The sequence below is a fragment of the Arthrobacter zhaoguopingii genome (assembly GCF_009828595.1).
GTDB lineage: Bacteria > Actinomycetota > Actinomycetes > Actinomycetales > Micrococcaceae > Arthrobacter_D > Arthrobacter_D zhaoguopingii.
Genome location: NZ_WPNY01000007.1, coordinates 108,579 through 134,741, shown reverse-complemented (window position 1 = coordinate 134,741; position 26,163 = coordinate 108,579). Strand labels below are relative to the sequence as shown.

Annotated in this window: 26 protein-coding genes; 9 read left to right on the top strand and 17 right to left on the bottom strand. The window is 69.4% G+C overall.

All coding sequences use genetic code 11. The features are described from left to right. The first annotated feature begins 77 nt into the window (after positions 1 to 77). Entirely contained in the window at positions 78 to 782 is a 705-nt protein-coding gene (locus tag GVV86_RS11095; RefSeq protein WP_159802839.1) for a hypothetical protein, read from the top strand. Positions 783 to 863: 81 nt separating this feature from the next. Here the strand turns inward: GVV86_RS11095 and GVV86_RS11090 are convergent, their stop codons facing one another. From GVV86_RS11090 to pdxT, 9 genes are all read right to left on the bottom strand, one after another. Continuing rightward, on the bottom strand, positions 864 to 3,134 hold the full coding sequence (locus GVV86_RS11090) for a RelA/SpoT family protein (protein ID WP_159619298.1): 2,271 nt from the start codon (positions 3,132 to 3,134) through the stop codon (positions 864 to 866). Positions 3,135 to 3,484: 350 nt separating this feature from the next. Continuing rightward, positions 3,485 to 4,483, bottom strand: a complete 999-nt coding sequence (secF, locus tag GVV86_RS11085) for a protein translocase subunit SecF (RefSeq protein ID WP_159619186.1) — start codon at positions 4,481 to 4,483, stop codon at positions 3,485 to 3,487. Next, positions 4,480 to 6,228: a protein translocase subunit SecD gene (secD, locus tag GVV86_RS11080; protein WP_159619188.1), complete on the bottom strand. Its 1,749-nt coding sequence runs from the start codon at positions 6,226 to 6,228 to the stop codon at positions 4,480 to 4,482. Before secD ends, secF begins: the two co-directional genes overlap by 4 nt. An 88-nt stretch (positions 6,229 to 6,316) precedes the next feature. After that, positions 6,317 to 6,793, bottom strand: coding sequence for a preprotein translocase subunit YajC (yajC, locus tag GVV86_RS11075; RefSeq protein WP_246199818.1), 477 nt, complete (start codon positions 6,791 to 6,793; stop codon positions 6,317 to 6,319). Between the two features lie 114 nt (positions 6,794 to 6,907). Continuing rightward, positions 6,908 to 8,017 (bottom strand): Holliday junction branch migration DNA helicase RuvB, encoded by a 1,110-nt coding sequence (gene ruvB, locus GVV86_RS11070; RefSeq protein ID WP_159802838.1) that lies wholly within the window; start codon positions 8,015 to 8,017, stop codon positions 6,908 to 6,910. Next, on the bottom strand, positions 8,017 to 8,640 hold the full coding sequence (gene ruvA / locus GVV86_RS11065; RefSeq protein WP_159619190.1) for a Holliday junction branch migration protein RuvA: 624 nt from the start codon (positions 8,638 to 8,640) through the stop codon (positions 8,017 to 8,019). Before ruvA ends, ruvB begins: the two co-directional genes overlap by 1 nt. Positions 8,641 to 8,784: 144 nt before the next feature. Further along, positions 8,785 to 9,360: a crossover junction endodeoxyribonuclease RuvC gene (gene ruvC, locus GVV86_RS11060; protein WP_159802837.1), complete on the bottom strand. Its 576-nt coding sequence runs from the start codon at positions 9,358 to 9,360 to the stop codon at positions 8,785 to 8,787. A 33-nt stretch (positions 9,361 to 9,393) separates the two neighbouring features. Then, complete coding sequence (locus GVV86_RS11055) at positions 9,394 to 10,152, bottom strand: YebC/PmpR family DNA-binding transcriptional regulator (protein ID WP_159619192.1); 759 nt, start codon at positions 10,150 to 10,152, stop codon at positions 9,394 to 9,396. A gap of 2 nt (positions 10,153 to 10,154) precedes the next feature. Then, entirely contained in the window at positions 10,155 to 10,868 is a 714-nt protein-coding gene (gene pdxT, locus GVV86_RS11050; protein ID WP_159802836.1) for a pyridoxal 5'-phosphate synthase glutaminase subunit PdxT, read from the bottom strand. A gap of 84 nt (positions 10,869 to 10,952) precedes the next feature. On the opposite strand from pdxT, the gene GVV86_RS11045 reads away from it, so the two are divergent. From GVV86_RS11045 to GVV86_RS11030, 4 genes are all read left to right on the top strand, one after another. Then, the gene (locus tag GVV86_RS11045) at positions 10,953 to 12,224 is read left to right on the top strand and encodes a Mur ligase family protein (protein ID WP_159802835.1); all 1,272 of its coding nucleotides are present in this window, start codon (positions 10,953 to 10,955) and stop codon (positions 12,222 to 12,224) included. Further along, positions 12,224 to 12,946, top strand: coding sequence for a type 1 glutamine amidotransferase (locus GVV86_RS11040; protein WP_159802834.1), 723 nt, complete (start codon positions 12,224 to 12,226; stop codon positions 12,944 to 12,946). Before GVV86_RS11045 ends, GVV86_RS11040 begins: the two co-directional genes overlap by 1 nt. A 148-nt stretch (positions 12,947 to 13,094) precedes the next feature. Next, a complete protein-coding gene (locus GVV86_RS11035) occupies positions 13,095 to 15,104 on the top strand; it encodes a M3 family metallopeptidase (RefSeq protein ID WP_159802833.1) in 2,010 nt (669 codons plus the stop codon). Positions 15,105 to 15,110: 6 nt separating this feature from the next. Then, positions 15,111 to 15,821 carry a GNAT family N-acetyltransferase gene (locus GVV86_RS11030; protein ID WP_159802832.1) on the top strand — a complete coding sequence of 237 codons (711 nt, stop codon included), beginning with the start codon at positions 15,111 to 15,113 and terminating at the stop codon, positions 15,819 to 15,821. A gap of 28 nt (positions 15,822 to 15,849) precedes the next feature. On the opposite strand, the gene GVV86_RS11025 is transcribed toward GVV86_RS11030, so the two are convergent. Beyond that, on the bottom strand, positions 15,850 to 16,314 hold the full coding sequence (locus tag GVV86_RS11025; RefSeq protein ID WP_159619198.1) for a PGPGW domain-containing protein: 465 nt from the start codon (positions 16,312 to 16,314) through the stop codon (positions 15,850 to 15,852). Positions 16,315 to 16,401: 87 nt separating this feature from the next. Next, complete coding sequence (locus GVV86_RS11020) at positions 16,402 to 16,782, bottom strand: hypothetical protein (protein WP_159802831.1); 381 nt, start codon at positions 16,780 to 16,782, stop codon at positions 16,402 to 16,404. Between the two features lie 245 nt (positions 16,783 to 17,027). Here GVV86_RS11020 and GVV86_RS11015 point away from each other — a divergent pair, with 245 nt between their 5' ends. Further along, complete coding sequence (locus tag GVV86_RS11015) at positions 17,028 to 17,816, top strand: DUF2382 domain-containing protein (RefSeq protein ID WP_159619200.1); 789 nt, start codon at positions 17,028 to 17,030, stop codon at positions 17,814 to 17,816. 87 nt (positions 17,817 to 17,903) lie between these two features. Here GVV86_RS11015 and pdxS read toward each other — a convergent pair whose 3' ends face one another. The 5 genes from pdxS to thrS form a co-directional block, all read right to left on the bottom strand. Beyond that, on the bottom strand, positions 17,904 to 18,818 hold the full coding sequence (gene pdxS / locus GVV86_RS11010; protein WP_159619201.1) for a pyridoxal 5'-phosphate synthase lyase subunit PdxS: 915 nt from the start codon (positions 18,816 to 18,818) through the stop codon (positions 17,904 to 17,906). Positions 18,819 to 18,937: 119 nt separating this feature from the next. Next, positions 18,938 to 19,903 (bottom strand): diacylglycerol/lipid kinase family protein, encoded by a 966-nt coding sequence (locus GVV86_RS11005; RefSeq protein WP_159619202.1) that lies wholly within the window; start codon positions 19,901 to 19,903, stop codon positions 18,938 to 18,940. 31 nt (positions 19,904 to 19,934) lie between these two features. Further along, entirely contained in the window at positions 19,935 to 20,561 is a 627-nt protein-coding gene (pgsA, locus tag GVV86_RS11000) for a phosphatidylinositol phosphate synthase (protein ID WP_159619203.1), read from the bottom strand. A gap of 3 nt (positions 20,562 to 20,564) precedes the next feature. Then, positions 20,565 to 21,194, bottom strand: coding sequence for an HIT family protein (locus tag GVV86_RS10995; protein WP_159619204.1), 630 nt, complete (start codon positions 21,192 to 21,194; stop codon positions 20,565 to 20,567). Next, a complete protein-coding gene (gene thrS / locus GVV86_RS10990; protein WP_159802830.1) occupies positions 21,194 to 23,206 on the bottom strand; it encodes a threonine--tRNA ligase in 2,013 nt (670 codons plus the stop codon). Before thrS ends, GVV86_RS10995 begins: the two co-directional genes overlap by 1 nt. A gap of 185 nt (positions 23,207 to 23,391) precedes the next feature. Between thrS and GVV86_RS10985 the strand changes: the two genes are divergently transcribed. Together GVV86_RS10985 and GVV86_RS10980 are read left to right on the top strand one after the other, a co-directional pair. After that, entirely contained in the window at positions 23,392 to 23,826 is a 435-nt protein-coding gene (locus tag GVV86_RS10985) for a VOC family protein (RefSeq protein WP_159619207.1), read from the top strand. An 89-nt stretch (positions 23,827 to 23,915) separates the two neighbouring features. Next, the gene (locus GVV86_RS10980) at positions 23,916 to 24,173 is read left to right on the top strand and encodes a mycoredoxin (protein WP_159619209.1); all 258 of its coding nucleotides are present in this window, start codon (positions 23,916 to 23,918) and stop codon (positions 24,171 to 24,173) included. 95 nt (positions 24,174 to 24,268) lie between these two features. On the opposite strand, the gene GVV86_RS10975 is transcribed toward GVV86_RS10980, so the two are convergent. After that, positions 24,269 to 25,000: a lipoate--protein ligase family protein gene (locus tag GVV86_RS10975; RefSeq protein ID WP_159802829.1), complete on the bottom strand. Its 732-nt coding sequence runs from the start codon at positions 24,998 to 25,000 to the stop codon at positions 24,269 to 24,271. A gap of 231 nt (positions 25,001 to 25,231) precedes the next feature. On the opposite strand from GVV86_RS10975, the gene GVV86_RS10970 reads away from it, so the two are divergent. Then, positions 25,232 to 26,128, top strand: coding sequence for a diacylglycerol/lipid kinase family protein (locus tag GVV86_RS10970; protein WP_159802828.1), 897 nt, complete (start codon positions 25,232 to 25,234; stop codon positions 26,126 to 26,128). Positions 26,129 to 26,163: the final 35 nt, after the last annotated feature.

Sequence of the window (26,163 nt, the reverse complement as noted above, 5' to 3'; positions counted from 1 at the left end):
AAGCCCCTGGAGCCCGGTTTTCCACATCGGGACCCGGGGGCTTTTGTCTGCCGTGCCGGATTCGGAATGCTTGAGCAATGTCACCGCTGAGCACCGGCTCCGCTGTTCCACCCGTCCGGGTCGTCCGGGACACGTGGGCGCGTGCCGGGCCCGCGGTGCGGCAGCCGCAGGGTGAGGCCGTGCTCTTCCACGCCGGGGACTTCTTCAGCGCAGTCGAGCTTCAGGGAATGACCTTCGACGGCCTGGTCCGGCGGGTCTACCGGGACACCTACCGGCGCACCGACTGCCCGGAGGATGCGGTGGCGCGCGCCTGTGCCGCAGCGAACGCGCTTCCGGGACCGCTGCGCGGCCGGGTGGCGCTGGCCCGCCAGTGCGCAGCCTGGGTGTACGGGTGTGCACCGCCGCCGCCGCTCCTGAGCGTGGTCACGGACCACCGCCGGCGCACCACCGCGGTCCCTGCGTTCGGTGCCACCACGATGCACCAGGTGGCGCTGGGGCCCTTCGACGTCAACCTCGTCGGCGGCGTGCCGGTGACGACGCCGCTGCGCACCGCCCTCGACATCGCAATCCACGGTCCCGAGGCGACCGCCATCGACATCCTGGCCGCCCTGGCCTCCGCGCCGGGTCTCGAGTGTCCCCTGCGGCTGGTGGAGGCGGCTCTGGCGAGCACACGCAGGGTGCCGGGCAAGGCCCGTGCCCTCGCCCGCCTCGGGCAGGCCGGCGGCACGGGTGTCCGGGAGGCCTCCCCCCACGGAACGCCTCCTGCGCGGCGCCGGGCATAGGCAGCCGTCGTCAGGCATCCGTCACCGGGCATCCGTCACGCAGTCTCGGGCGCCGGGTGGCCGGGCCCGCGGCAGGCGGTCCTAGGTGCGGCGCTGCGAGCCGGTCGTCCGGTAGACGTCGAATACGCCGTCGATCCGCCGCACGGCGGCCAGCACGTGGTTGAGGTACTTCGGGTCGCCCATCTCGAAGGCGAACTTCGACATGGCAACCCGGTCCGAGGAGGTGTTGACGCTCGCGGCGAGGATGTTGACCTGGTTCTCCGAAAGCACCCGGGTCACGTCGGAGAGCAGACTCTTCCGGTCCAGCGCCTCCACCTGGATCTCCACGAGGAACACGCTGGACTGGGTCGGCGCCCACTCGACCGGCACGATCCGGTCCGGCTGGTCCCGCAGCTCCTGGACGTTCCGGCAGTCCGAGCGGTGCACCGACACCCCTGAGCCGCGGGTGACGAATCCGATGATCGGATCGGGGGGAACGGGCGTGCAGCACCTGGCGAGCTTCACCCAGACGTCGCCGACGCCGCGCACCGTCACCCCGGAGTCGGAGAACTTGGGCCGGCGCGGCTGGCTGGCGACCGCGGGCTCGGCCAGGTCCTCCTCGGCCTCCTGGTGGCCGCCCATGAGTGCCACGAGGTGCTCGATGACGTTCTGCGCGGAGGTGTGCCCGTCGCCGACCGCTGCGTACAGGGCGGCGATGTCCTGGTGGTGGAGTTCCTGGGCCACGGAGAGCAGCGCGGTATGGGTCATCATCCGCTGCAGGGGCAGGTTCTGCTTGCGCATGGCGCGGGTGAGCAGGTCCTTGCCCTTGTCGATGGCCTCCTCGCGGCGCTCCTTCGTGAACCACTGCCGGATCTTGTTCCGGGCCCGCGGGCTCTTGACGAAGCCCTGCCAGTCTTGGCTCGGCCCGGCGCCCTCGGCCTTGGAGGTGAAGATTTCGACCCAGTCACCGTGGTTCAGTTCGCTGTTTAGCGGCACCAGCTTGCCGTTGACGCGGGCGCCGATCGTCCGGTGCCCCACCTCGGTGTGCACCGCGTAGGCGAAGTCGACGGGGGTCGAGCCGGCCGGCAGGGCCATCACCTCGCCCTTCGGGGTGAAGACGAACACCTCGCGGGCGTTGATCTCGAAGCGCAGCGAATCGAGGAACTCGTTGGGGTCGGCCGTCTCCTGCTGCCAGTCGACCAGGCTGCGCAGCCAGCCGAGGTCTCCGCTGTCGGGGGCCTCGGCGGCCTTTCCTGCCCCGTTCTTGTACTTCCAGTGCGCCGCCACACCGTACTCGGCCCGCCGGTGCATGTCGTGGGTGCGGATCTGGATCTCGACGGGCTTGCCGCCGGGGCCGATCACCGTGGTGTGGAGGGACTGGTACATGTTGAACTTCGGCATCGCAATGTAGTCCTTGAACCTGCCGGGCAGCGGATTCCAGCGCGAATGCAGCGAGCCGAGGGTGGCATAACAGTCGCGGACGCTGTCCACGAGGACACGGACGCCCATGAGGTCATGGATGTCGTCGAAGTCCTTCCCCCGGACGATCATCTTCTGGTAAATCGAGTAGTAGTGCTTGGGCCGGCCGGTGATGGTGGCCTTGATCTTCACCGCGCGCAGGTCTTCGTCGATCTGGTCGCGGATCAGGTTGAGGTGCTTTTCGCGCTCGGGGGTGCGGTCCCCGACCATCCTCACGATCTCCTCGTACACCTTCGGGTGGAGGGCGGCGAAGGAAAGGTCCTCGAGCTCCCACTTGATGGTATTCATGCCGAGCCGGTGAGCCAGCGGGGCGAAGATCTCGAGGGTTTCCCGGGCCTTCCGGGCCGAGGATTCGGGTGAGACGAAGCGCCAGGTGCGGGCGTTGTGGAGGCGGTCGGCGAGCTTGATGACGAGCACCCGGATGTCTTTGGCCATGGCCACGACCATCTTGCGGACCGTTTCAGCCTGCGCCGCGTCGCCGAAGGAGACCTTGTCCAGCTTGGTGACGCCGTCGACGAGCATGGCGACCTCGGCGCCGAAGTCCCGGCGCAGCTCATCGAGGGTGTAGGCGGTGTCCTCGACGGTGTCGTGGAGCAGCGCCGCGGCCAGGGTGGTCCCCGACATGCCGAGCTCGGCCAAAATCGTCGCGACGGCCACGGGGTGGGTGATGTACGGGTCCCCGCTCTTGCGCATCTGGCCTTCGTGGCTGCGCTCGGCGACGAGGTAGGCGCGCTGGATGAGGTCCAGGTCCTCCTTGGGGTTGTTGGCCCGCACCGTGCGCAGCAGCGGCTCCAGCACCGGCGAGTAGCCGCTCGATCCGCGCCCGGTCAGCCGGGCGATCCGGGCGCGGGTACGCCCGCGGCGGCCGGGGGTGGGCGGTTCGGACCCGGGCATGCGGGACGGAGCGGCCGGTGCGGCTGCGGGAGCGGCCGATGCGGCTGCGGGAGCGGCCGATGCGGCTGCGGGAGCGGCCGGTGCGGCTGCGGGAGCGGCCGGAGCGACCGGCGCCGCACTCCAGTTCGGTCCGGCGGCCGGAGCGGCGGACGGCGGACCGGGAACAGGACGCGGCGAAGCGGCCGGCGGTGGTGTCCGGCCGGTGGTGGACCGCTCTGCGGGTGTTACCGCTTCAGCCATTTCAGCCCTTATCCTCAGCGCGTCGGCTACCTCTCATGCCCTTCGGGAGTGCACACCGTTAAGTCTAGCGGTGCCGGCGGCGCACGAGCTGCACCGCCGGCACCTCCGGATCAGGCGTTTGCGGCCTCGAGGGCCCGCCGCTGCCGGACTGTCTTTTCCTGCTCCTTGATCTCCGGCTCATTCAGCCGCAGCCACGCGTACATCGGCGCGGCGATGAAGATGGTGCTCAGGGTGCCCAGGATGATGCCGATGAACAGCGCCAGGGACAGGTCCCGAAGCGTTCCGGCGCCGAGGAGGTAGGCGCCGATGAACAGGATGGAGGCGACCGGCAGCACGGCCACGACCGAGGTGTTGATGGAGCGCACCAGCGTCTGGTTGACCGCGAGGTTCACCTGCTCGGCGAAGGTGCGCTTGGAGGTCACGGAGAGCTCCGCGGTGTTCTCCCGGATCTTGTCGAACACCACCACCGTGTCGTACAGGGCGTAGCTGAGGATCGTGAGGAAGCCGATGATCGCCGAGGGGGTCACCTCGAAGTCGCTGAGCGAGTACAGGCCGGCGGTCACGACCATGACGACCACCAGGGCGCTCATGGCGGCCAGCGACATCTTCCAGGTGCGGAAGTACAGGGCCATGAGCACCGCGGCCAGCAGGACGAACACCACCAGGCCGATCAGCGCCTGCCGGCTGACGTCCTCGCCCCAGGTGGGCCCGACGAAGCTCGAGGTCACCTGTTCGGGCCCCACGCCGTACGCTTCCACGAGGTTGTCCCGCACGCTCAGCGTCTGGTCGTCGCTGAGCCGCTCGGTCTGGACACGGATGGTCTCGGCCGCGATGTTGGTGACCCGCGGGACGGCCCCGGGGACGACGTCGGTGACCGCCTGCTCCCCCACCGCAATGTCGGTGTTTTCGGTATCGGAGACGGTGAACTCGGAGCCGCCGCGGAAGTCGATGCCCAGGTTGAACCCACCCTTGACCACCGGGATGATCAGGGAGAGGAGCACGGCGGCTGCGGCGATGATGAACCAGAGCTTCCGCTTGGCCACGAAGGGGTAGGACCGCTTGCCGGAATAGAGCTCGTTACCGAAGTCGGCGAAGCTGCTGCGCTTCATCGGTTTTCTTCTTTCTCTTCGGCGGGGCCGCGTCCGGCCAATGCCTTCTGCTGCTCCGCGATGCGACGCTCGGCAATGGTCATGCGGCGTTCCGCCTCGCCGGCGGCCGCCTTGTTCTTCGTCTTGGCTGCCACGGCCGGCCGGGCGGCCGTCTCGGCGGGGCTGCGGAAGCGTCCGGCTCCGCGGTAGAGCGACGCCACGCCCAGCCGTTCCGGGTCCAGCCCGGACCACTTGTGGCCCTCTCCGAAGAACCGGGTCCGTGCCAGCAGGCGCAGGACCGGGTGGGTGAACAGGAAGACGACGATGAGGTCCGCGATGGCCGTGAGGCCCAGGGTGAAGGCGAAGCCGCGGACGTTGCCAACGGCCACGAAGTAGAGGACAAGGGCGGCGAGGAGGTTGACCGCCTTGGAGGCGAGCACCGTCCGCTTCGCGCGGCGCCACCCGTTCTCCACGGCGGAGATCATGCCCCTGCCCTCACGCAGTTCGTCGCGGATCCGCTCGAAGTACACGATGAAGGAGTCGGCGGTCTGTCCGATGGCCACGATCAGGCCCGCCACACCCGCCAGCGACAGCCGATAGTTCTCGGTCCAGCCCAGGATCGCGATGGCCAGGTAGGTCAGCACGCCGGCCACGACGAGCGAGGCGATGGTGACCAGGCCGAGCATACGGTACTGGAACATCGAGTAAACGGCCACGAGCACCAGGCCGATCAGGCCCGCGATAAGGCCAAGGCGCAGCTGGTCGGCGCCGAGGGTCGCGGAGATCTGCTGCTCGCTCTGGATCTCGAAACTGATCGGCAGGGCGCCGTACTTCAGCTGCTCGGCGAGGGTGGCGGCCGATTCCTCGGTGAAGCTGCCGCTGATGCTCGGGTTGCCGTCGGGGATCACGGCGTTCGTCGTCGGGGCGGACACGATCCGGCCGTCGAGGACGATGGCGAACTGGTTGCGCGGGTCGCCCTGGCCGATTGCGAAGAGCCGCTCGGTGACGTCACGGAAGACCTTCGTGGCGTCGTCGTTGAAGTCGATGTTGACGACCCAGCTGTTGAGGGACTGTCCCTGCTGGCCGCGGGCGAGCCCGTGGGTCGCGCCGTCGATGTCGGTGCCGGGCACCTCGACTGGCCCCAGGATGTACTTGCCCTGGGTTTCGGGCTCGCAGGCGACCATCGGCTGGTCGGCGGGAGCCGGTTCGGTCCTCGGCTCAAGCGCGGCGGGGTCGAGGCAGTCAAGGGTCTCGAACGCGGTGAAGATCTCCGGGGTGATCCAGTTGGGGTCGCTGGCGTTGGTGGGCTCGGCCGTGGGCTTGGGCAGCTGGTCGGCGGGCGTGGGGGTCTCCGCGGCGGGCGCCTGGCCCGGTCCGCCCGCGAGCACGGGGCGGAATTCAAGCTGCGCCGAGGCCCGGATCAGCTCACGGGTCTCGGAGTCGGGGGTCCCCGGGAGGGAGACGATGACGTTCCGGCCGGACTGGGTGGAGATCTCGGCTTCTGCCACGCCGCTGCCGTCGACCCGCTGGCGGATGATCTCCACGGCCTGGTTCAGCTGTTCGGGGCTGATCTCGGAGCCGCCGCCCTGGAGCTTGGGCGAGAGGATCAGCTGCGTGCCGCCCTCGAGGTCGAGGGCGAGCTTCGGGGTCCAGCTTGCGTTGCTCCAGACGGAGCCGGCGCCCAGCAGCGCGGCGAGCAGAGCAAGAAGTACGCCCAGCCAGACGAGGGTTCGTTTGGCTGCCGTGCCGGGGCCGGTACGTGGCATTGTCGATTGTCCTTAGGAGTGGAGCGCGGTGTCCGCGCCGTGCCGGTGGGACCCGGCCGCCGGGACTGCCCGGGGCCGGGGCCGCGTGCTAGTTGTCGTTGTTCCTGTTGTTCTCGCGGTTGAGGCGCGCCACGGTTTCCTCGGGGGTTTCGGCGGCGGTGCTTCCCCCGGTGCCGGCGGCCCCGGTGGTGGCGATGGTGTCCGGCGCGGCAACCGAGGGCTCGTCAGCGAGGTCCTCTGCCGGCTCCTGCCGGACGACCTTGCTCAGGGCCTGGGTGTGCACGGTGGCCGTGTTGCCCGGGGAGAGTTCGATGACGGCCTTGTTGTTCTCCTGATCGATCGACACGATGGTCCCGAAGAGACCGAACTGGGTCATCACCTCGGTGCCGGGCTCCATCTGCGAACGCATCTCGGTGACCTGCTGCTTGGCCTTGCGCTGCCGGCGGAACATGGAGAAGATCAGAAACGCCAGCGCGAGCGGCAGGATCAGGTTGAAGATGTCGAACGAAGAACCGGCGGCATCGCCGGCTTCCGTGGCGGTCGAAGCTACTACGTTTGCGAACACAGAAAAGTTCCGTTCCTATAACTGGGGTCGGCACAGCCGGCGCAGATTCAGCCGGCTCACGCCGCGTGTCCTCCCAGTGTAAAGGGAAACCGGCCCCCGGCCGGTCAGGCGGGGTCAGGTCATCCAGTCCCCGGCCGGGTCCCCGCCGGAAACCTCCTCCTCCTGCGCGGCGGTGAAGAGGTCCTCGGGCATCGCTGCGGCCACCGAGGGCGGCATCACCAGCCCGAGGTGGTGCCAGGCCGCGGCAGTGGCGATCCTGCCGCGCGGGGTGCGCCCGAGCATGCCCTCGCGCACCAGGTACGGCTCGGCGACCGTCTCGACGGTCTCCGGTTCCTCCCCGACGGCGATGGCGAGCGTCGACAGGCCCACCGGTCCGCCGTTGAACTTGGTGATCAGGGCGGTCAGCACGGAGCGGTCGAGCCGGTCCAGGCCCTTCTCGTCAACCTCGTACATGTCCAGGGCCGCCCCGGCGCTGCCGGCGTCGATCAGGTCGATGCCGTGGACGAGCGCCCAGTCGCGCACCCGGCGCAGCAGGCGGTTCGCGATGCGCGGGGTGCCCCGGGAGCGGCCGGCGATCTCGGCGAAGGCGGCCGAGTTGACCTTCATGTCCATGAGCATGGCCGAGCGGCGCAGCACCAGTTCGAGCTCGTCGGTGGAGTAGAACTCGAGGTGGCCGGTGAAGCCGAAGCGGTCGCGCAGCGGCCCGGGCAGCAGCCCGGCCCGGGTGGTGGCGCCGACGAGGGTGAAAGGGGGGAGGTCAAGCGGGATGGCCGTGGCGCCGGGGCCCTTGCCGACGACGATGTCGACGCGGAAGTCCTCCATCGCCATGTAGAGCATCTCCTCCGCCGGACGGGACATCCGGTGGATTTCGTCGAGGAACAGCACCTCGCCCTCGGTGAGCGAGGAAAGGATCGCAGCGAGGTCTCCGGCGTGCTGGATCGCCGGGCCCGAGGAGATGCGCAGCGGGGCGTTCATCTCGGCGGCGATGATCATGGCGAGCGTGGTCTTGCCCAGCCCGGGCGGGCCGGAGAGCAGCACGTGGTCGGCGCTGCGGCCCCGGAGCCGTGAGGCCTCGAGCACGAGGGACAGCTGCCGGCGCACGCGTTTCTGGCCGACGAAGTCGTCGAGGTTCTTCGGCCGGAGCGCAGCCTCGACGGCGCGGTCCTCGGGGTCGGAGCCGGCCGCGACCAGCGGAGCGTCGCCGGGCTGCTGCGCGGGTGCCATCAGAGGCTCTTCGCCCGGGCCGAGCTCCGCGCGCCGTCGGAGCCGAGCCGGCGGAGGGTGAGCTTGAGGATCTGGGCGACGTCGCCGGTGGCCGCGACCTCTGGCGCCTCGGCGGTGGCGGCGTCGATGGCGGCCCCGGCGTCCTTCTCGGACCAGCCAAGGCCGATCATGGCGGTGAGCACCTGGCCCTGCCAGGTGTTCTTCGGCACGCCGGGCGCTTCGAGGGGCACCAGCTTGCCGGCGAGTTCGAGGACGATCCTGCGCGCCCCTTTGGGCCCGATGCCGGGCACCTTGCTGAAGGCCTTGTCGTCCCCGGAGGATGCGGCGATGCGGATGGCTTCGGGGGTGTGCACGGCGAGCACGGCCAGGGCGAGCCGCGGGCCGACGCCGCTGATGGCCAGCAACGTGTCGAAGACCTCCCGCTGCTCGGCGTCCTCGAAGCCGAAGAGGGTCATCGAGTCCTCGCGTACGACCATCGTGGTGAAGACCTGGGCCTCGCCGCCCACCCGGAGCGTGGCCAGGGTCTGCGGCGTCGCCTGGACCTGCATGCCGAAACCGTGAACGTCGAGCACGGCGGACTGCAGGCCCACGGAGGCCACCGTGCCGCGGAGGGAACTGATCATGTCGGGGAGCTCCAGAGAGGTGTTGGGATCGATCGCCCGAACCAGCGTCCGAACATACTTTCTATTACGTTACCGGTCCGGGGCCCCGGGCGTGCAACGCCACACCGGTCCGTCCGTGGGCCGGCGGGTCCTCCGCGGTGCCAGTCAGCGACGCCGGGCCCTCGCCTCAGCCTCGGCCCACATGCGCTGGGCAGGCGTGGCGGCTCCCGCACCGGCGGCGGCGGCCGCACCCTGCAGGCCCACCCCCCTGCGCCAGGCGTGGGTGATGGCCAGGGCCAGGGCGTCGGCGGCGTCGGCCGGCCGCGGCGGGGCGTCGAGCCGCAGGATCTTGGTGACCATTTTGGTGACGGCCACCTTGTCGGACTGCCCGTTGCCGGTCACCGCGGCCTTGACCTCGGTGGGGGTGTGCAGTGCAACGGGGATTCCACGCCGGGCCGCGGCGGCGATGACCACTCCGGAGGCCTGGGCGGTTCCCATCACGGTGCTGACATTGAGCTGGCTGAAGACCCGTTCGACGGCCAGCACATGAGGGGAGTGAAGGTCGAGCCACTCATCGACGGCCTCGGCGATGACCAGAAGCCGCTGGTCGAGGCTGCGTCCGGCCTCCGTGCCGACCACGCCCACGGCGACCAGCGTCGAGTGCCGGTTCGGTTCGACGTCGACGACGGCCAGTCCGCACCGGGTCAGCCCGGGGTCGATGCCCATAACGCGGATCGTCACGGCGCCTCCTCCCCGAGGCCTTCCCGGCAGCTGCTAATCGTCGGTCTCGAGTTCGGCGAGGACCTCTTCGGAGAGGTCGGCGTTGGAGTAGACGTTCTGCACGTCGTCGAGCTCTTCGAGGGCGTCAACGAGCTTGAGGAACTTCTTCGCGCCGTCGACGTCGAGCTGGACCTGCATCGAGGGGACGAATTCAGCCTCGTCCGTGTCGTATTCGATGCCGTTCTCCTCGAGCGCGGCCACTACGGCCCGCAGGTCCTGGGGTTCGGAGACCACCTCGAAGGTGTCGGCGGACTCCTTGACCTCCTCGGCGCCGGCATCGAGGACCGCCATCAGGACATCGTCCTCGGACAGGCCGTTCTTGGGCAGGGTGACGACGCCCTTGCGGGTGAACAGGTAGGCGACCGACCCCGGATCGGCGACGCTGCCGCCGTTGCGGGTGATGCCGAGGCGGACCTCGGAGGCGGCCCGGTTCTTGTTGTCGGTGAGGCACTCGATGAGCAGGGCCGAGCCCTGGGGCCCGCGCGCCTCGTACATGATGGTCTGATAGTCGACGGCGTCGCCGAGGAGCCCGGCGCCGCGCTTGACGGCGCGGTTGATGTTGTCGATCGGGACCGAGGTCTTCTTCGCCTTGGACACCGCGAGCTCAAGGCCCGGGTTGCCGGCGAGGTCCGCGCCCCCGGCCCGCGCCGCCACCTCGATGTTCTTGATCAGCTTGGCGAAGGACTTCGCGCGCTTGGCGTCGATCGCGGCCTTCTTATGTTTGGTTGTAGCCCATTTAGAGTGCCCCGACATGCCTACGCTTCTCCTCTGATCATTCGAATAAACAACTCGTGGACCCGCCGCTCGCCGGTGACTTCCGGGTGGAAACTCGTCGCGAGCAGGTTGCCCGACCGCACTGCCACAATTCTAGCGACCGTCCCGGACTTATCCGGGCCGCCGTCGCCGGACCCGCCGGGCGGGGGCGTCGCGGGCGCCGGCACCTCGGCGAGGACCTCCACCGAGGGCCCGACCTTCTCCACCCAGGGGGCGCGGATGAACACGGCCCGCACCGGGTCGTCTCCGCCAGCGCCGGCGGTGTCGGCGAGCCCGGTGAAGGCGAGGTCGGTCTCGAAGGATTCGCGCTGGCGGCCGAAGGCATTGCGCCGCACCACGATGTCGAGCCCGCCCAGGGTCTGCTGCGGGTTGCCCTGGCGGTCGGTGGAGGGGTCGGCGATGACGTCGGCGAGCATAATCATGCCGGCGCAGGAACCGTAGGCCGGCAGCCCGCCCAGAATCCGCGCGCGCAGCGGTTCCGCGAGGTCGAAGGCCCGGGTGAGCTTGTCGATCGTCGTGGATTCGCCGCCGGGAAGAATGATCCCGTCGATCCCCTCCAGCTCGGAGGGCCGCCGGACGGCGGTGGCGGTACCGCCGAGCGACTCGATGGTTCGGATATGTTCGCGCACGTCCCCCTGGACGGCCAGCACGCCGATGCGCACGCCTGAGGAGGGCGAAGGTGAGGAAGAGGCCATGGTCCAATTCTAGGTTGTCCCATTCCGCGCCGGGCGCGGGCCCACTGACCGGTTCCCTCCGGTGCTTGCGCTAGGTTTAAAGGCATGAATCCCCTGAGCGTGCTGGTTGGAAAAGCGGTGCGCCGCGCCTCGAGGCTGCGCGGCGGCGGGTCCGCACTGCCGGGCCTTGTGGTGGAACGCCTTGACCCGGGTTTCATGGGAAGGGCCCTGTCCACCCTTGAGCACGGCGTGATGGTGGTCAGCGGCACCAACGGAAAGACCACCACCACCAAGATGGTCGTTGAGCTGCTCGAGGGGCAGGGCCTGAAGGTCTTCACGAACCGCACCGGCAGCAACTTCACCCGGGGCGTCGCTGCGGCCCTGCTGGGCGAGGTGGACTGGCGCGGACGCCTGAATGCCGACATCGCCGTCCTTGAACTCGACGAGGCCCACGCCGTGCACTTCGTGAACCTTGTCCGCCCGAAGTACTCCCTGCTGCTGAACGTCCTGAGGGACCAGCTCGACCGGTTCGGTGAGATCGACGCGACCACCCGCCTGCTGGGCAAGATCGCCGCCGCCACCACCGGCACGGTGATCCTCAACCGCGAGGACCCGCGCGTGGCCGGCCTCGCGCCGACGGTGCGGGACGCCGGCGTGGTCTACTTCGGCCTCGACCCCTCGCTGCGGAGCACCTTCCCGAATGACGACGAACTCCGCGGCGCCACCGGCGTTCCGGCGCCCTCCGACCTCCCTGCCGACGTCGTGTTGGAGCAGGTCGAAGGCAACGGCGCGGTGTTCGGCGTCGGCGGGACATCGGTGCCGGCCGACCTGCGCCTGCGCGGGGTCTACAACATCTTCAATGCGGCCGCTGCCCTGGCCGCGGCCCGCACCGTGCTTGGCGGGGCTGCCGACCAGGATGCCCTGTTCGCCTCGCTGTCGGCCGTCGAACCGGCCTTTGGGCGCGGCGAGAGCGTCACCGTTGACGGCCAGCCCCTCGAACTGGTGCTCGTGAAGAACCCCAGCGGCTTCCGGCTCGGACTGAAGTCCTTCGATCCGGCCGGCACTGCCACGATGATCGCGATCAACGACAACTACGCCGACGGCCGCGACATGTCGTGGCTGTGGGACGTTGACTTCGACTCGCTGCGCGCCGCGGGCGTCGACCACGTCACCGGGGTGCGCGCCTACGACATGGCGCTGCGCCTGAAATACGACGACGTCGAGGTCCGCGGCATCGAGCCCGAGATCCCGGCGGCGCTCAAGGCGTTCATCGCCGCCAGCCCCGGGCAGCCCAAGCGCATCTTCTGCACTTACACGGCGATGCTCGCCGTGCGGCGCGAACTCGCCAAAATTACGACCGTCGAGGTGGTTTCCTGATGTCCAAGGGCACGATTTCCATCCTGCAGCTGTACCCCCGGGAGATGAACATCTACGGCGACTGGGGCAACGTCCTGGTGCTCAAGCAGCGCCTGGCCTGGCACGGGTACGACGCCGTCATCTCCGAACACAACGCAGGAGACAGCTTCCCCGACGACGCCGACCTGATCATCGGCGGCGGCGGCCAGGACAGCGGGCAGCTGGTGATCCAGGAGGACCTGCAGGCCATCGGGCCCCGCCTGCGTGGGCTGGCCGAGGATGGACAGCCCATGCTCGCCATCTGCGGGCTCTACCAGCTGTTCGGCAGGTTCTTTAAGACCGTGGACGGCACGGTGATCCCGGGCATCGGGGTGCTTGACCTTGAGACCCACGGTGGAAAGGAGCGCCTCATCGGCAACGTCGTCGCCACCAGCGGGGAGTTCGGCGAGATCCATGGGTACGAAAACCACAGCGGGCAGACCTTCCTGGGCGCCGGAGTGACGCCGCTGGCCACCGTCACCAAGGGCGAGGGCAACAACGCCCGGGACAACCACGAGGGCGCGCGCCGCCACAACGTGGTGGCAAGCTACCTCCACGGTTCGCTGCTCCCGAAGAACCCGGCGATCGCGGACTTCCTCATCCGGACCGCGGTCGAGCGGAAGTACGGGATCTTCGAGCCGGGCGAGGTCGACGACACCCTCGCCGACCTCGCCCGGCGCCAGGCGGGCAGCCGCCCGCGCTGACCTCGGTCCGCACTGACCTTCGTGCCGGCCCCGCCCGATAGTTCAGCGGGCTGGTCCGGGCTGGTCATCCGGTCCTGAACCGGCCGGTACGGGCCCCGGAGGGGAACCAGTTCCCCGCCGGTGGCGCGGCATGCAAAAGTTAAGGCTTATGAGCAACCCCTTCTTCGAGCCGAGCACGCTCCCCTACCAGCTGCCGCCCTTCGACCGCATCGAGGACGGCCACTACCTGCCGGCCTTCGAGGCGGGATTCGCGGAGCAGCTTGCCGAGATCGAGGCCATCACCGCCAGCCCGGAACCCGCGGATTTCGAGAACACCATCACCGCCCTTGAGCGTTCGGGGCAGGTCCTGCAGCGGGTGGCCGCCGCTTTCCATAACCGTTCCTCGGCCGACTCCACGGCCGCCATCCAGGACATTGAGACGCGCATCGCGCCGCGCCTTGCCGAGCACCAGGACAATATCCACCTCAACCGCGCCCTCTTCGAGCGCCTCAAGGCGGTCCCGGCGGACGGCCTCGACGCCGAACCGGCCCGGTTGCTGGCCGAGTACCTTCGGCGGTTCACGGCCGCGGGCGCCGAACTCGACGACGCCGCCCAGGCCCGGCTGCGGGCGCTGAACGCAGAGCTGTCCGAACTCTCGACCGAGTACCAGCAGCGGCTGCTGCGGGACACCAATGCCTCCGCGCTCCTGCTCGACACCGCGGCCGAGCTCGACGGCCTCCCCGCCGATGACATCGCCGCCGCCGCGGCGGCAGCCGAAGCGGCGGGCCACCCCGGCAGGTACCTGCTCACCCTGATCCTTCCCACCAACCAGCCGGCGATGGCGCTGCTGACCGACCGCGCGGTGCGCCGGCGGCTGTATGAACTGTCGGTGAACCGCGGCTTCAGCGACGGCCCGGATAACACCCTGGAGCTGGCCGCACGCATGGCGGCCCTGCGCGCCGACCGCGCTGCCCTGCTGGGCTTCGACACGTACGCCGCGGCCGCCACGGACGACCAGACCGCACCCTCGCTCGGGGCCATCCGGGAGCGCCTCGCCGCCCTCACCGGTCCCGCCGTGCGCAACGCCCGGGCGGAGGCGGCCGAGCTCGGGGCCGACGCCGGGCACCCGCTCGAGCCGTGGGACTGGGCCTTCCACTCGGAGCGGGTCCGGCGCTCGAAGTACGACGTCGACCTCGCCGCGCTCCGGCCCTACTTCGAGCTGAACCGCGTCCTGAAGGACGGCATCTTCTTCGCGGCCGGGCAGCTGTACGGGCTGCGCTTCACTGAACGACCCGACCTCACCGGCTACCACCCCGAGGTGCAGGTGTGGGAGGTCTTCAACGAGGACGGATCCGGGCTGGGCCTGTTCCTCGGCGACTACTACACGCGCGACACGAAGAACGGGGGCGCCTGGATGAACTCCTTCGTTGACCAGTCCGCGCTCCAGGGCACCCGCGCGGTCGTGGTGAACAACCTGAACATTCCCAAGCCCCCGCCCGGGGAGCCGACGCTGCTCAGCTTCGACGAGGTGGTCACCGCCTTCCACGAATTCGGACACGCCCTGCACGGCCTGTTCTCCAACGTCACCTACCCCACCTTTTCGGGCACCAGCGTTCCGCGTGACTTCGTCGAATATCCATCGCAGGTCAACGAGATGTGGATGCTGTGGCCCGAGGTCGTGGCGAACTACGCCCGCCACCATGAGACCGGGGAGGCCCTCCCGCAGGAGGTCATCGACCGCGTCACGGCGGCGTCGACGTGGGGCGAAGGCTTCGCTACCACCGAGTACCTCGGGGCGACCCTGCTCGATCTGGCCTGGCACTCCCTGCCGCCCGGCACCACCGTTGAGGACCCGTCGGCCTTCGAGCAGCGGGCGCTTCAGGAGGCCGGCGTCGACTTCGCACTGGTTCCCCCGCGCTACCGGACCGGCTATTTTAAGCACATCTTCGCCGGCGGCTATGCCGCCGCCTACTACGCCTATATCTGGAGTGAGGTCCTCGACGCCGACACCGTCGAGTGGTTTCGATCCTCAGGAGGGCTCACCCGGGCCAACGGCGACACCTTCCGCACCGAGCTGCTCTCACGCGGTAACAGCATCGACCCGCTTCAGGCGTTCCGCAACTTCCGGGGCCGGGATGCCGAACTGGAGCCGCTGCTGAAGCGGCGGGGCCTGGCCTGAGCCCGGATGGTCACAATTGCCCAGGTCCAGCGCCTGCACACCGCCTGGTTCGCGGCGCTTGCCACCGCCACCGGCGGAAAGACCTTCTCCACCCACGGGTGCACGTGGGCGTGGCTTCCGGCGCGGTCGCAGCTTCTGCTCCTGTTCCCGGAGGAGGTCTCGCTGGCCGGCATCCGCCCGGGCCTCGCCGAGGGCAGCAGGTTGGGAGCGAAGACGGTGGGCGTCTGGCTGAACGGCGCGGTGCGCAGCAGCGCCCTGTCGTCACTGGGGTTCTCGCCGGGGTGGCAGCCGTGGTGGATGGCCGCGCCCGTCGGGGTACCGGCCGCCTATGAGGACGGCGCCGCCGAACTGTCGACGGAGGTGCCTGAGTATCTCGGGCCGCTGGCCCGGGAACTGCGGGTGGTACGGTCCCAGCCCCGGCAGGCCTGGCACGCCGAGACGAGGGCCGGCGGGAACGTCGTCGGCGCGGCGTACGCGTTCTACCCCTCGGGGGTCCCGGGGCTCCGGGGTCTCGGCGGGATCTTCTCCCTCGAGGTCCTGCCGGAGTACCGCCACCGCGGCCTCGGCACCGCGTTGCTGAGCCGCGCTGCCAAGGCGGCGGCCGCATCCGGGGCCCGGCATCTGGCGGTCAATGCGGCGCCCTCGGGGTCGGAGTTCTTCGCGGCCCGGGGTTTCGACCTCGTGGGCCGGGGCAAGACACTGTGGATGGCACTCTAAGCTCCGGACGGCAGGGCGGACGGCGACCCTAGGCGGCGTCCGGGGCACTGCGGGGACGGAACCGCCGGATGCTGTAGGCGATGAACGCCGCCGCGAGCAGTGCCGACAGAATCAGCCCCGAGCCGACGCTCCAACCGCCGGGTAGCCACCACTGCGCTTCAAGCGGCCACCAGCCGGGTGCGGCCGGCTTGATGCACCAGAGCACGCCGACGAGGGCCAGCACCAGGGCGGCGGCGAAGCTGAGCGCGATGTTGCGCCGGGTCCGAACGCCTCGGGCGGCGGCCGCGAAGGCCCGGGTCTTGACCGGCTGCAGCCACCGGCGGGCCCATTCGTACTGCTGGGCGAGCATGGTGAGGCCGGCAACGAGTGCCAGCAGCCCGGGGCCGGGGAGGACGAGGGCCGCGAGCCCAATGGCCACGAGGAGCCAGCCCACGACCAGCCCGGCCACGCGTTTTGCGCCCCGGGGTCGAGTCCGTCCCGCGAACCGCGCCATTCAAATCCTCCAAAGTGTTAGCCTGCTGCTGCTTCACCGGCCTGCCGGAGTGCCTCGATCCGGCGGAGCTGCCACCGGCCGTGTCAGCTAAACGTTCAGGCCGGCCGCAGAGTTCGCGTCGACCTGGTCGACCTTGCCGCGGAAACGCATCCCGGCCTTGCCGCCGAGCACGGCCCCGATCAGAGGGACGATGACGGCAATGACGAGGGCGATGATCCCACCGGTGGTCAGCGCACCCTCATTGACGGGGATGCGGGGGAAGCCGTTAAGGCCCCCGAGGACGTTGAACTGGCTGCCGGCGACGGCGCCGAGAAGTGCGGTCAGGACCACCGCGATGCCCGTGGCCGTCATCCAGCCGAAGAATGCCGAGCCGAACTTCATTCCGCCGAACTGCCGCCGTTCCTCGGCGGCGATCTCGTCACGTCTACCCTCCGGCGTACTCGGCCCGGAAGTGTTGTGCTGTGCCATGAAACTCTCCTCGAACGTTGCGGTGGATGCGGGTAGATCCGTCCGGGACGCAGGGTGCCGATCGCCGTTTCAACGCCAGTATTCTACCGCTAGATCGCCTAGTAGTAAGCAGGCTTGCCAATTATTTCCGGGGCCCCTAGAGTGGGCGGTGCAAGCAGCCCGGGGCCCCGCGCCCATGACCTCCACTACGGCGCCGCCCACCGCGGCGGAGCCAGTGAACACCTTCGTGAACACCAAGGAGAAACATGATTTCCCAGGAAAACCTGAACGACCTGGCCGCCGGCCGCGGAAACGTGTACACCAATGACGGCAGCAAGCTCGGCTCGATCGGCCAGCTGTATGTCGATGACGAGACCGGGCAGCCCAGCTGGGTCACGGTCAACACCGGCCTGTTCGGCACCTCCGAGTCCTTCGTTCCGCTCCAGGCCGCATCGGTTGACGGCAACGACGTCCGCGTCCCCTACTCCAAGGACCTCGTCAAGGACGCTCCCAAGGTGGAGAAGGACGGCCACCTGAGCCCCGAGGAGGAGGACCGCCTCTACCGGCACTACAGCCTCAACGGCGGCTCCGACGGGACCCGCGGCGCCGACTACGACACCACCGGCACCACCACCGGCCGTGAAGCCGTCGGCCACGACACCTCCGGCCCCACCACCGACGAGGCGATGACCCGCTCGGAGGAGCAGCTGCGCGTGGGCACCGAGTCGCGCGAAGCCGGCCGGGTGCGCCTGCGCAAGTTCGTCGTCTCCGAGAACGTGTCCCAGACGGTTCCGGTGTCGCGCGAAGAGGTCCGCCTCGAGCGTGAGCCGATCACCGATGCCAACCGCGATGCCGCAATGGCCGGTCCGGCCATCAGCGAAGAGGAGCACGAGGTCGTCCTGCACGAGGAGCGGCCCGTCGTGGAGAAGGAAGCCGTTCCGGTCGAACGGGTCCGCCTCGACAAGGAGACAGTGACCGAGCAGCACACGGTCAACGAGGAGGTCCGTAAGGAGCAGATCGAGGCCGACGGCGACCTCGGCCGCGGCCGGCACTGACCCACCCGCCCCCAGAGGGAACGCAGAAGGGGCACCGCCTGGTGGCGGTGCCCCTTCTTTTGTGCCTTGAGCCTGCTGCGCCGGTGGCTACCAGCCGCGCTCGGCGAGGCGGTGCGGCTGCGGCAGCTCGTCGACGTTGATGCCGACCATGGCTTCACCCAGGCCGCGGGAGACCTTGGCGACCATGTCGGGGTCGTCGTGGAAGGTCGTCGCCTTGACGATGGCGGCGGCCCTCTCGGCGGGGTTCCCGGCCTTGAAGATGCCCGAACCGACGAACACGCCGTCGGCGCCGAGCTGCATCATCATGGCGGCGTCGGCGGGGGTTGCAATGCCGCCGGCGGTGAAGAGCACCACCGGCAGGCGGCCCTCCCGGGCGACCTCCTTGACCAGCTCGTAGGGCGCCTGCAGTTCCTTGGCGGCGACGTAGAGTTCGTCCTCGGCCATTGAGGAGAGCCGGGCGATCTCCGAGCGGATCTTGCGCATGTGCATCGTCGCGTTGGAGACGTCGCCGGTGCCGGCCTCGCCCTTGGACCGGATCATTGCCGCACCCTCGTTGAGGCGGCGCAGCGCCTCCCCCAGGTTCGTGGCGCCGCAGACGAAGGGCACCGTGAACTTCCACTTGTCGATGTGGTTGGCGTAGTCCGCCGGGGTCAGCACCTCGGACTCGTCGATGTAGTCGACGCCGAGCGACTGCAGCACCTGCGCCTCGACGAAGTGCCCGATCCGTGCCTTGGCCATCACCGGGATGGACACGGCGTCGATGATGCCGTCGATCATGTCGGGGTCGCTCATGCGCGAGACCCCGCCCTGGGCGCGAATGTCGGCCGGAACCCGCTCGAGGGCCATGACAGCCACCGCGCCGGCATCTTCGGCGATCCGGGCCTGCTCCGGCGTGACGACGTCCATAATCACGCCGCCCTTCAGCATTTCAGCCATTCCGCGCTTGACGCGGCTGCCGCCGGTCGAAGCGGCGGTTGTTGAATTGTCGTCAACGGTGGACACAGAAAGCCCCTAAAGATTGGTAAAAGGTAACGCATCCCATAATACGCCCGGACGGGCCGGCGCACCGCTGCCCGTTCCGGCCCCTTCCGCTGGTTCGGCGCGCCGTCTGGAAAGGGAGGCTACCCTCCCGCGCCGGCGCGCGGGCGCCCGGGTGCCGCCGCCGAGTTTTCCCGAAGCGCCGGGGAGGAGCGCGGCACCATGACCAGCACGGCCGAGGGAAGCAGCGTGACCTCGGCGGGGGCGGGCCCGACCAGTTCCCCGTCGGCGTAGACGTTCAGGCCCGGCGCCGCGGTCAGCCGAATCCGCCGGCCCCGGGAGGAGGCGACGCCCGGCTGGGTGACGTGGGCGCCGCGGAAGGCGCAGAGGAACACGGAGGCGAGGCGGACCCTGCCGCCGCCGCGCAGCCGGACGACGTCGAGTAGGCCGTCGTCAGCGACGGCGTCGGGGGCGATGCGGATGCCGCCGCCGTACTGGCCGACATTGCCGACGGCGACGAACCAGCCGGGAAACTCCTCCCGGTCGCCGTCGACCTCGACGACGAACCCGACGCCCTTCCAGGTGAGAAGTGCCCGCACTCCCCCGGCGAGGTAGCTCAGGGGGCCCAGTCCGACCCGGGCGGCGTTGGCCAGTTCCGCGGCGAAGCCGTCGAACCCGATGTGGGCGACGCCGAGGAACGGCACCCCGTTCACACAACCGAGATCGAGGGGGCGCACCGTCAGGGCCGGCACCGAGCGGACGGCCCTGACGGGGTTGACCGGCAGCCCGAGCCGGCGGACCGTGTCGTTGCCCCGCCCGCCGCCAAGGGTCAGCAGCACCGCGGAGGTGCCCCGGACGCCGGCGGCGACGGCCCCGTGCAGCCCGTCACCGCCGAGGGAGGCGACGAGCGTGCCCGGGCCGGCGGTGGCGGCGGCCGCGCGGGCGTCGGCCAGCCCTTCGGTCACATGCTCGACGACGTCATAGCCCTGCGCGGCCAGGGCACTCCGGACCCGGGCCCGAAATCTCAGGCTCCGGCCGCGGCCGGAGGTCGGGTTGACGATCAGCAGGGCCCGCAGCGGGGCGGGCGCGGCGGCCGGCGGCACGCTCACAGGGCGGTACGGCCGTTGGAAGGCACCGGGTTCAGCCCTGCCCGGCCGGGCGGGGGTCCATCGACTGGCGCCGCACGGCGGCGACCCGCTGAAACACGGTGACCATACTCGCAAGGGCAAGCAGGACCAGGACGCCGAGGAGGAACTCCCCCGGCAGGCCCAGGCCGGTCAGTCCTGCGGTGACGAGCACCGACACGAGCCGCTCGGCGCGTTCGGCGATGCCGACACTGGCGTCGAAGCCGAGCGCCTCGGCCTTGGCCCGGGCATAGGAGACGAGCATTCCGAGGACGAGGCACAGCAGGGCCGCGACCGCCGTCGGGACTGAGTCCCCGCCGGTGAAGTACCAAACGGCCAGGCCCGCGAACACTGCACCGTCGGCCACCCGGTCGAGGGTGGAATCGAGGAAGCTCCCCCAGGGGCCGCCCGGTCCCCGCAGCCGGGCCATGATGCCGTCGATCACGTCGGAGAAGACAAACGCGGTGATGAACAGCGTGCCCCAGAAGAGCTCGCCCTGCGGGTAGAAGACCAGCGCGCCGACGGCGACGCCCGCCGTGCCGGCGATGGTCACGGCGTCAGGGCTGACCCCCCACCGCAGCAGCAGCGCAGCCAGCGGGGTGAACAGGGTCGTAAAAAATGTCCTCGCGTACTTGTTGAGCATGGTTCAGGCACGCCCTTCCGCAGCATTGGCATTCCGCGCACCCGCGGCGGCCCCGGAGGCGGGCCAGCCCTCGGCCACCTGCCGGCGCACCTCGTCCAGGGTCTGCGTCACCGCCTTGGTCTGGGCGATGATGGGCAGGAAGTTCCCGTCCCCGCCCCAGCGGGGGACGACGTGCTGGTGCAGGTGCGCCGCGATGCCCGCACCCCCGGTGCGGCCCTGGTTCATGCCGATGTTGAAGCCGGTGGGGTTGGACACCGTCCGAAGCACCCGCATCGCTGTCTGGGTCAGGTCGGCGAACTCCGCCGTCTCGGCCCCGTCGATATCGGTGTAGTCGGGAAGGTGGCGGTAGGGAACCACCAGGAGGTGGCCGGGATTGTAGGGGTAGAGATTGAGCACCACGTAGCAATGCTCGCCCCGGTGGACGATCAGAGACTCCTCGTCGCTGCGGGTCGGAGCCACGCAGAACGGGCAGTCGTTCTCGCCGGTGACCTGGTCCTGGCCACCCTTGATGTAGGCGAGGCGGTGCGGGGTCCACAGGCGCTGGAAGGCATCGGGCACCCCGGCGAGCTGGAAGTCATCCGTCGCCGCCGCGTCCCCGGGATAGTCCATTCCGGCGTCTGGGGTCCGCTCCATCAGAGAGACTTATCCCGGGTCCGGACCGCATCGACGATGCGCTTCACGGCATCCTCGACGGGCACCTGATTCTCCTGGCTTCCGTCGCGGAAGCGGAACGAGACGGCGCCGGCCTCCTGGTCCTCGCCGCCGGCGATCAGGACGAAGGGCACCTTCTCCTTGCTCGCCGTGCGGATTTTCTTGGGGAACCTGTCCGTGCCGGCGTCGACCTGGGCGCGGATGCCTTCGGCCTTAAGCCGGTCGACGACGTCGTACAGGTAGTCGTTGAATGCCTCCGCCACGGGGACGGCGAGGACCTGCACCGGTGCGAGCCAGGCAGGGAAGGCACCAGCGTAGTGCTCGGTGAGCACGCCCATGAACCGCTCGATCGAGCCGAACAGGGCGCGGTGGATCATCACGGGGCGCTGGCGGGTGCCGTCGGCGGCCTGGTACTCCATCTCAAAGCGCTCGGGCAGGTTGAAGTCGAGCTGGATGGTCGACATCTGCCAGGTGCGGCCGATGGCGTCCTTGGCCTGGACGGAGATCTTGGGGCCGTAGAACGCGGCTCCCCCCGGGTCGGGAACCAGCTCGAGGCCGGACTCCTCGGCCACCTCGGCGAGGGTGCGGGTCGCTTCCTCCCAGATGTCGTCGGCACCGACGGACTTCTCCTCGTTCCGGGTGGAGAGCTCAAGGTAGAAGTCATCGAGCCCGTAGTCCTTGAGGAGCCCCAGGACGAAGTTCAGCGTCCCGGTGAGCTCCTCCTTCATCTGCTCGCGCGTGCAGTAGATGTGGGCGTCGTCCTGGGTCATGCCGCGGACCCGGGTGAGGCCGTGGATGACGCCTGACTTCTCGTACCGGTACACCGAACCGAATTCGAAGAGCCGCAGCGGCAGTTCCCGGTAGGAACGCCCGCGCGACTTGTAGATCAGGTTGTGCATGGGGCAGTTCATCGGCTTGAGGTAGTAGTCCTGCCCGGGCTTGCGCACCGAACCGTCCTCATTGAGCTCCGAGTCAACGTGCATCGGGGGGAACATGCCGTCCCGGTACCAGTCGAGGTGGCCCGACACCTCGTAGAGGTGGCCCTTGGTGATGTGCGGGGTGTAAACGAACTCGTACCCGGCCTCGGTGTGCCGCTGGCGGGAGTAGTCCTCCATCGCCTTGCGGATGACGCCGCCCTTGGGGTGGAACACGGGCAGCCCCGAGCCGAGCTCGTCCGGGAAGGAGAAGAGGTCGAGCTCGGTGCCGAGGCGGCGGTGGTCGCGGCGCTCGGCCTCGGCCAGGCGCTCCCGGTAGGCCACCAGGTCCTCCTTGGTGGGCCAGGCGGTGCCGTAAATCCGCTGCAGCTGCTTGTTCTTCTCGCTGCCGCGCCAGTACGCGGCCGCGGAGCGGGTCAGCGCGAAGGCGTTGGAGATCAGCTTGGTGTTGGGCAGGTGGGGACCACGGCACAGGTCCTCCCAGATAACGTCGCCGGACTTCCGATCGACATTGCCGTAGATCGACAGCCCGCCGGCGCCGACCTCCACGGAGGCGCCCTCCTCGTCGGAGGCATCACCCTTGAGCCCGATCAGTTCGAGTTTGTAGGGTTCGTCGGCCATGGCCAGACGCGCCTCATCCTCGGACACCTCGCGGCGCACGAAGAGCTGGTTCGCGTTGACGATCTTCTGCATCATCTTCTCGAGCTGCTTCAACTCGTCGGGGGTGAACGGCTCGTCGACGTCGAAGTCGTAGTAGAAGCCGTCGGTGATGTAGGGCCCGATGCCGAGCCGGGCACCGGGACGCAGCTGCTGCACCGCCTGGGCGAGCACGTGGGTGGCCGAGTGCCGCAGCACCTGGAGGCCCTCGGGCGACTCCATCGTGACGGCCTCGACCTGCGCGCCCTCGGGCAGCGGCTGGTCGAGGTCCTTCAGTTCACCGTCGACCCGGACCACGACGACGTCGCGGCGTTCCCGGAAGAGATCGGCACCGGTCGTGCCCGCGGTCACCTGGTTCTCTTCGCCATCGACGATGAGGGTGATAGGTAGGGGCGCTGACACAGTGGTCTCCTTGCGAAAGTGGTACGAGCTAATGACTGGCGTGCATCCGGGGCAGGCGCACCCGGAATCGGGCGTCGCCGCGGTCCTCTGATCGTATCCGCTGCGCTCGGGCGCGACCAACAACCGCCGCGCCACGCCCGGGCGTCCGTCCGGGGACCGGGCGGTGGCGGTGAGAGGATCGGGGAATGGATTCAACGGTGAATGTGATCACCCTCGGGGTGCGCAGCCTCAGGGCCTCCCTCGCCTTCTACGCGGACGGGCTGGGATGGACGCCCAAACTCCACGTTCCCGAGGAGGTGGCCTTCTTCCAGGTGGGCCATGGACTGCTGCTGTCCCTGTTCCGCCTTGACCACCTCGCAGCGGAGGCCGGCGGAGGCGGGCATGGCAATCCGCAGCTGTTCACCCTGGCCCACAATGTTGACTCACCGGAGGCGGTCGATTCGGTGCTCCACGAGGCCGCAGCCGCCGGCGGGTCGATCGTGGCGGCGGGCACCCAGATGAGCTGGGGCGGCTATTCCGGGTACTTCGCGGATCCCGACGGATTCCGGTGGGAGGTCTGCTACAACCCCGGCCTGCGGGTCGAGCCGGACGGCACCGTTTCCATCGTCGAAATCGCCTGACGGAATCGAAACCCGTGCAGCGGCGTTGCACCTGTAGGTACTGAAACCACAACAGCACCATTTTTTGCAGCCATCCCAGGAGGAGCACCGTGGATTACACACCAGAAAACGGGACCATCACCATGTTCTCGACATCGTGGTGCGGCTATTGCCGCCGGCTGAAGTCCCAGCTCACAGCCCAGGGCATCGGCTTCCGCGAGATCAACATCGAGGAGACCGAGGGGACGGCCGAGCTGGTCGCTTCGCTCAACGGCGGAAACCAGACGGTCCCCACCGTCATCTTCCCCGATGGCTCCACGGCGACGAACCCGTCCGTGGCGGATGTCAAGACCCGCCTCGGCGTCTAGGCCGCAGCGGCCGGCCGGCGGGCGCGTCCCGCCGGCTGCCGCTCCTGCCCCCGCCTGCCGGTCCAGCAGGTCCAGGCCGCCCAACTGATCCAGCCCTACAGATCCGGCGCCGGAACGAGCCGCACGTGCCGGTCGTAGGCGCCAAGTACCGTCTCCTCAAGGTCCCGGACCCGGATGCCCGGGCGAAGATCCTCGGCCGCTCCCGCGGTGGCCGGGTCCCATTTCAGGTCGAGGGCCGAATAAGCGTCGGTGAGCACGGCCCTCAGGGGCGCCGCATCCACAACGATCAGCACCGAGGAGAACAGCCACGCCCCGGCCACCACCCGCTGCGCTGTTCCCACCAGCTTGACCTGCCCCCGCCCGCCCGCCGGGCCGTGGACACTGAATTCCCCGGGACAGTACTCCCCCGGGATCTCGCCCACGGCGGCGGGGACACCGGCGTCCCGCAGCGCCCGGGCGAAGAGGCCTCCGAAGAATTCGAAGCGCGCGCGCGTGGCGGCCACCGGATCGGATGCCGGTTCAATATGGTCGACCACCAGGCAGCCCCGGTGGTATGCGGCGGCCCTTCCGCCGGCTCGGCGCACCACCGGTTCGAATCCCGCCGCCCGCACCTTGCCGCCGGCCTCGGGAAATCCCGGAAGCCGCGCGTCGCGCTGTCCGAAGGCCACCGTCGGCTCCGGGCGGTACAGACGCAGCGTGGGGCTGCGCCGCCCTGCGGCCACCTCCCTCAGGAGCGCGATGCCCGCGTCGAGGTCCTCGGAGGCACCCGACGTGCGGCGCTGCTGATACACCTCAAGCGTGTCCGCTCCCTCCCAGGGGTTCCCCATGGCCTCCGGCTCCGTCCGTTCGTTCCGCGTCGTCCCGTTCCGCGTCGTGCACCGGCGCTCCGGCTCTCCCGCGGGCGGATCAACCCGCCCCGAGGCGGCCTGCGCCCGGCAGCGTGCCCCGCGCCCAATCTATATGACACTCTTGGAGTTGTAAGGTCTGGACCGCCCCGATGCACTGCCGGAGGCGCACCGGAACCGTCTCGCAGCACCGAACTCCACCGGGGGCACTTCATGGACTCAGCGCGCAGCTTCGACTCCGTTTCGATCATCTTCAACCCGAACAGCACCGGGGACGCGCCACGGCTCGCCGACGGGCTCCACAATGACCTGACCCGGCTCCTGTCCTACGCTCCGGAGATCACCCTGCGGCCCACCGAGCGCGCCGGTCATGCCGTGGAACTCGCCCGGGAGGCCGCCCGGCAGGGCAATGCCCTCGTGGTCTCGGTCAGCGGCGACGGCGGGTACAACGAGGTGGTCAACGGGGTGATGCAGAGCGGCAGCAGCGACACCGTCTGCGCCGTCATGGCCGCGGGGAACGCCAACGACCACCGCCGCACCACCGGGACCAAATCCCTTCCCGAGGCGATTGCCGAGGGCGAGGTGCGGCGCCTCGACCTCCTGAAAATCACGATTGGCGAGGAAGCGGAGGCCGAGACGCACTACGCCCACTCCTACATCGGTTTCGGGCTCACGCCCGTGGTGGCGATCGACCTCGAAAAGGGAAGCAAGGGCGCCTTCAAGGAAATGGTGACGGTGGTGCGTACCTTCGCGAAGTTCAAGCCCTTCGAAATCCGCCAGACCGACGGGGTCCACCGCAGATTCGACAGCCTCGTGCTGGCGAACATCCCGGAGATGGCGAAGTACGCAACCCTCAGCGAGGCAGAGGACCACCCGTCCGACGGACAGTTCGAAGTGGTGGTCTTCCCCCATATGGCGAAGTGGAAGGTGCTGCTGACAGCCCTGCGCGCCGCCTCCAAGGGGCTCGGCAAGCAGCCCAGCGTCAGCAGGTACGAGTTCACCACCGTCAAGCCCATGCCCTACCAGCTCGACGGCGAGGTCAAATCGGCTCCGGCAGAGACGAAGGTTCTGGTCGAGGCCGCCCCTCGCGCCCTGGCCGTCCTCGGCTAAGCCGGGGTCCGGCCCGGCGCGCGGACGGGCGCGAA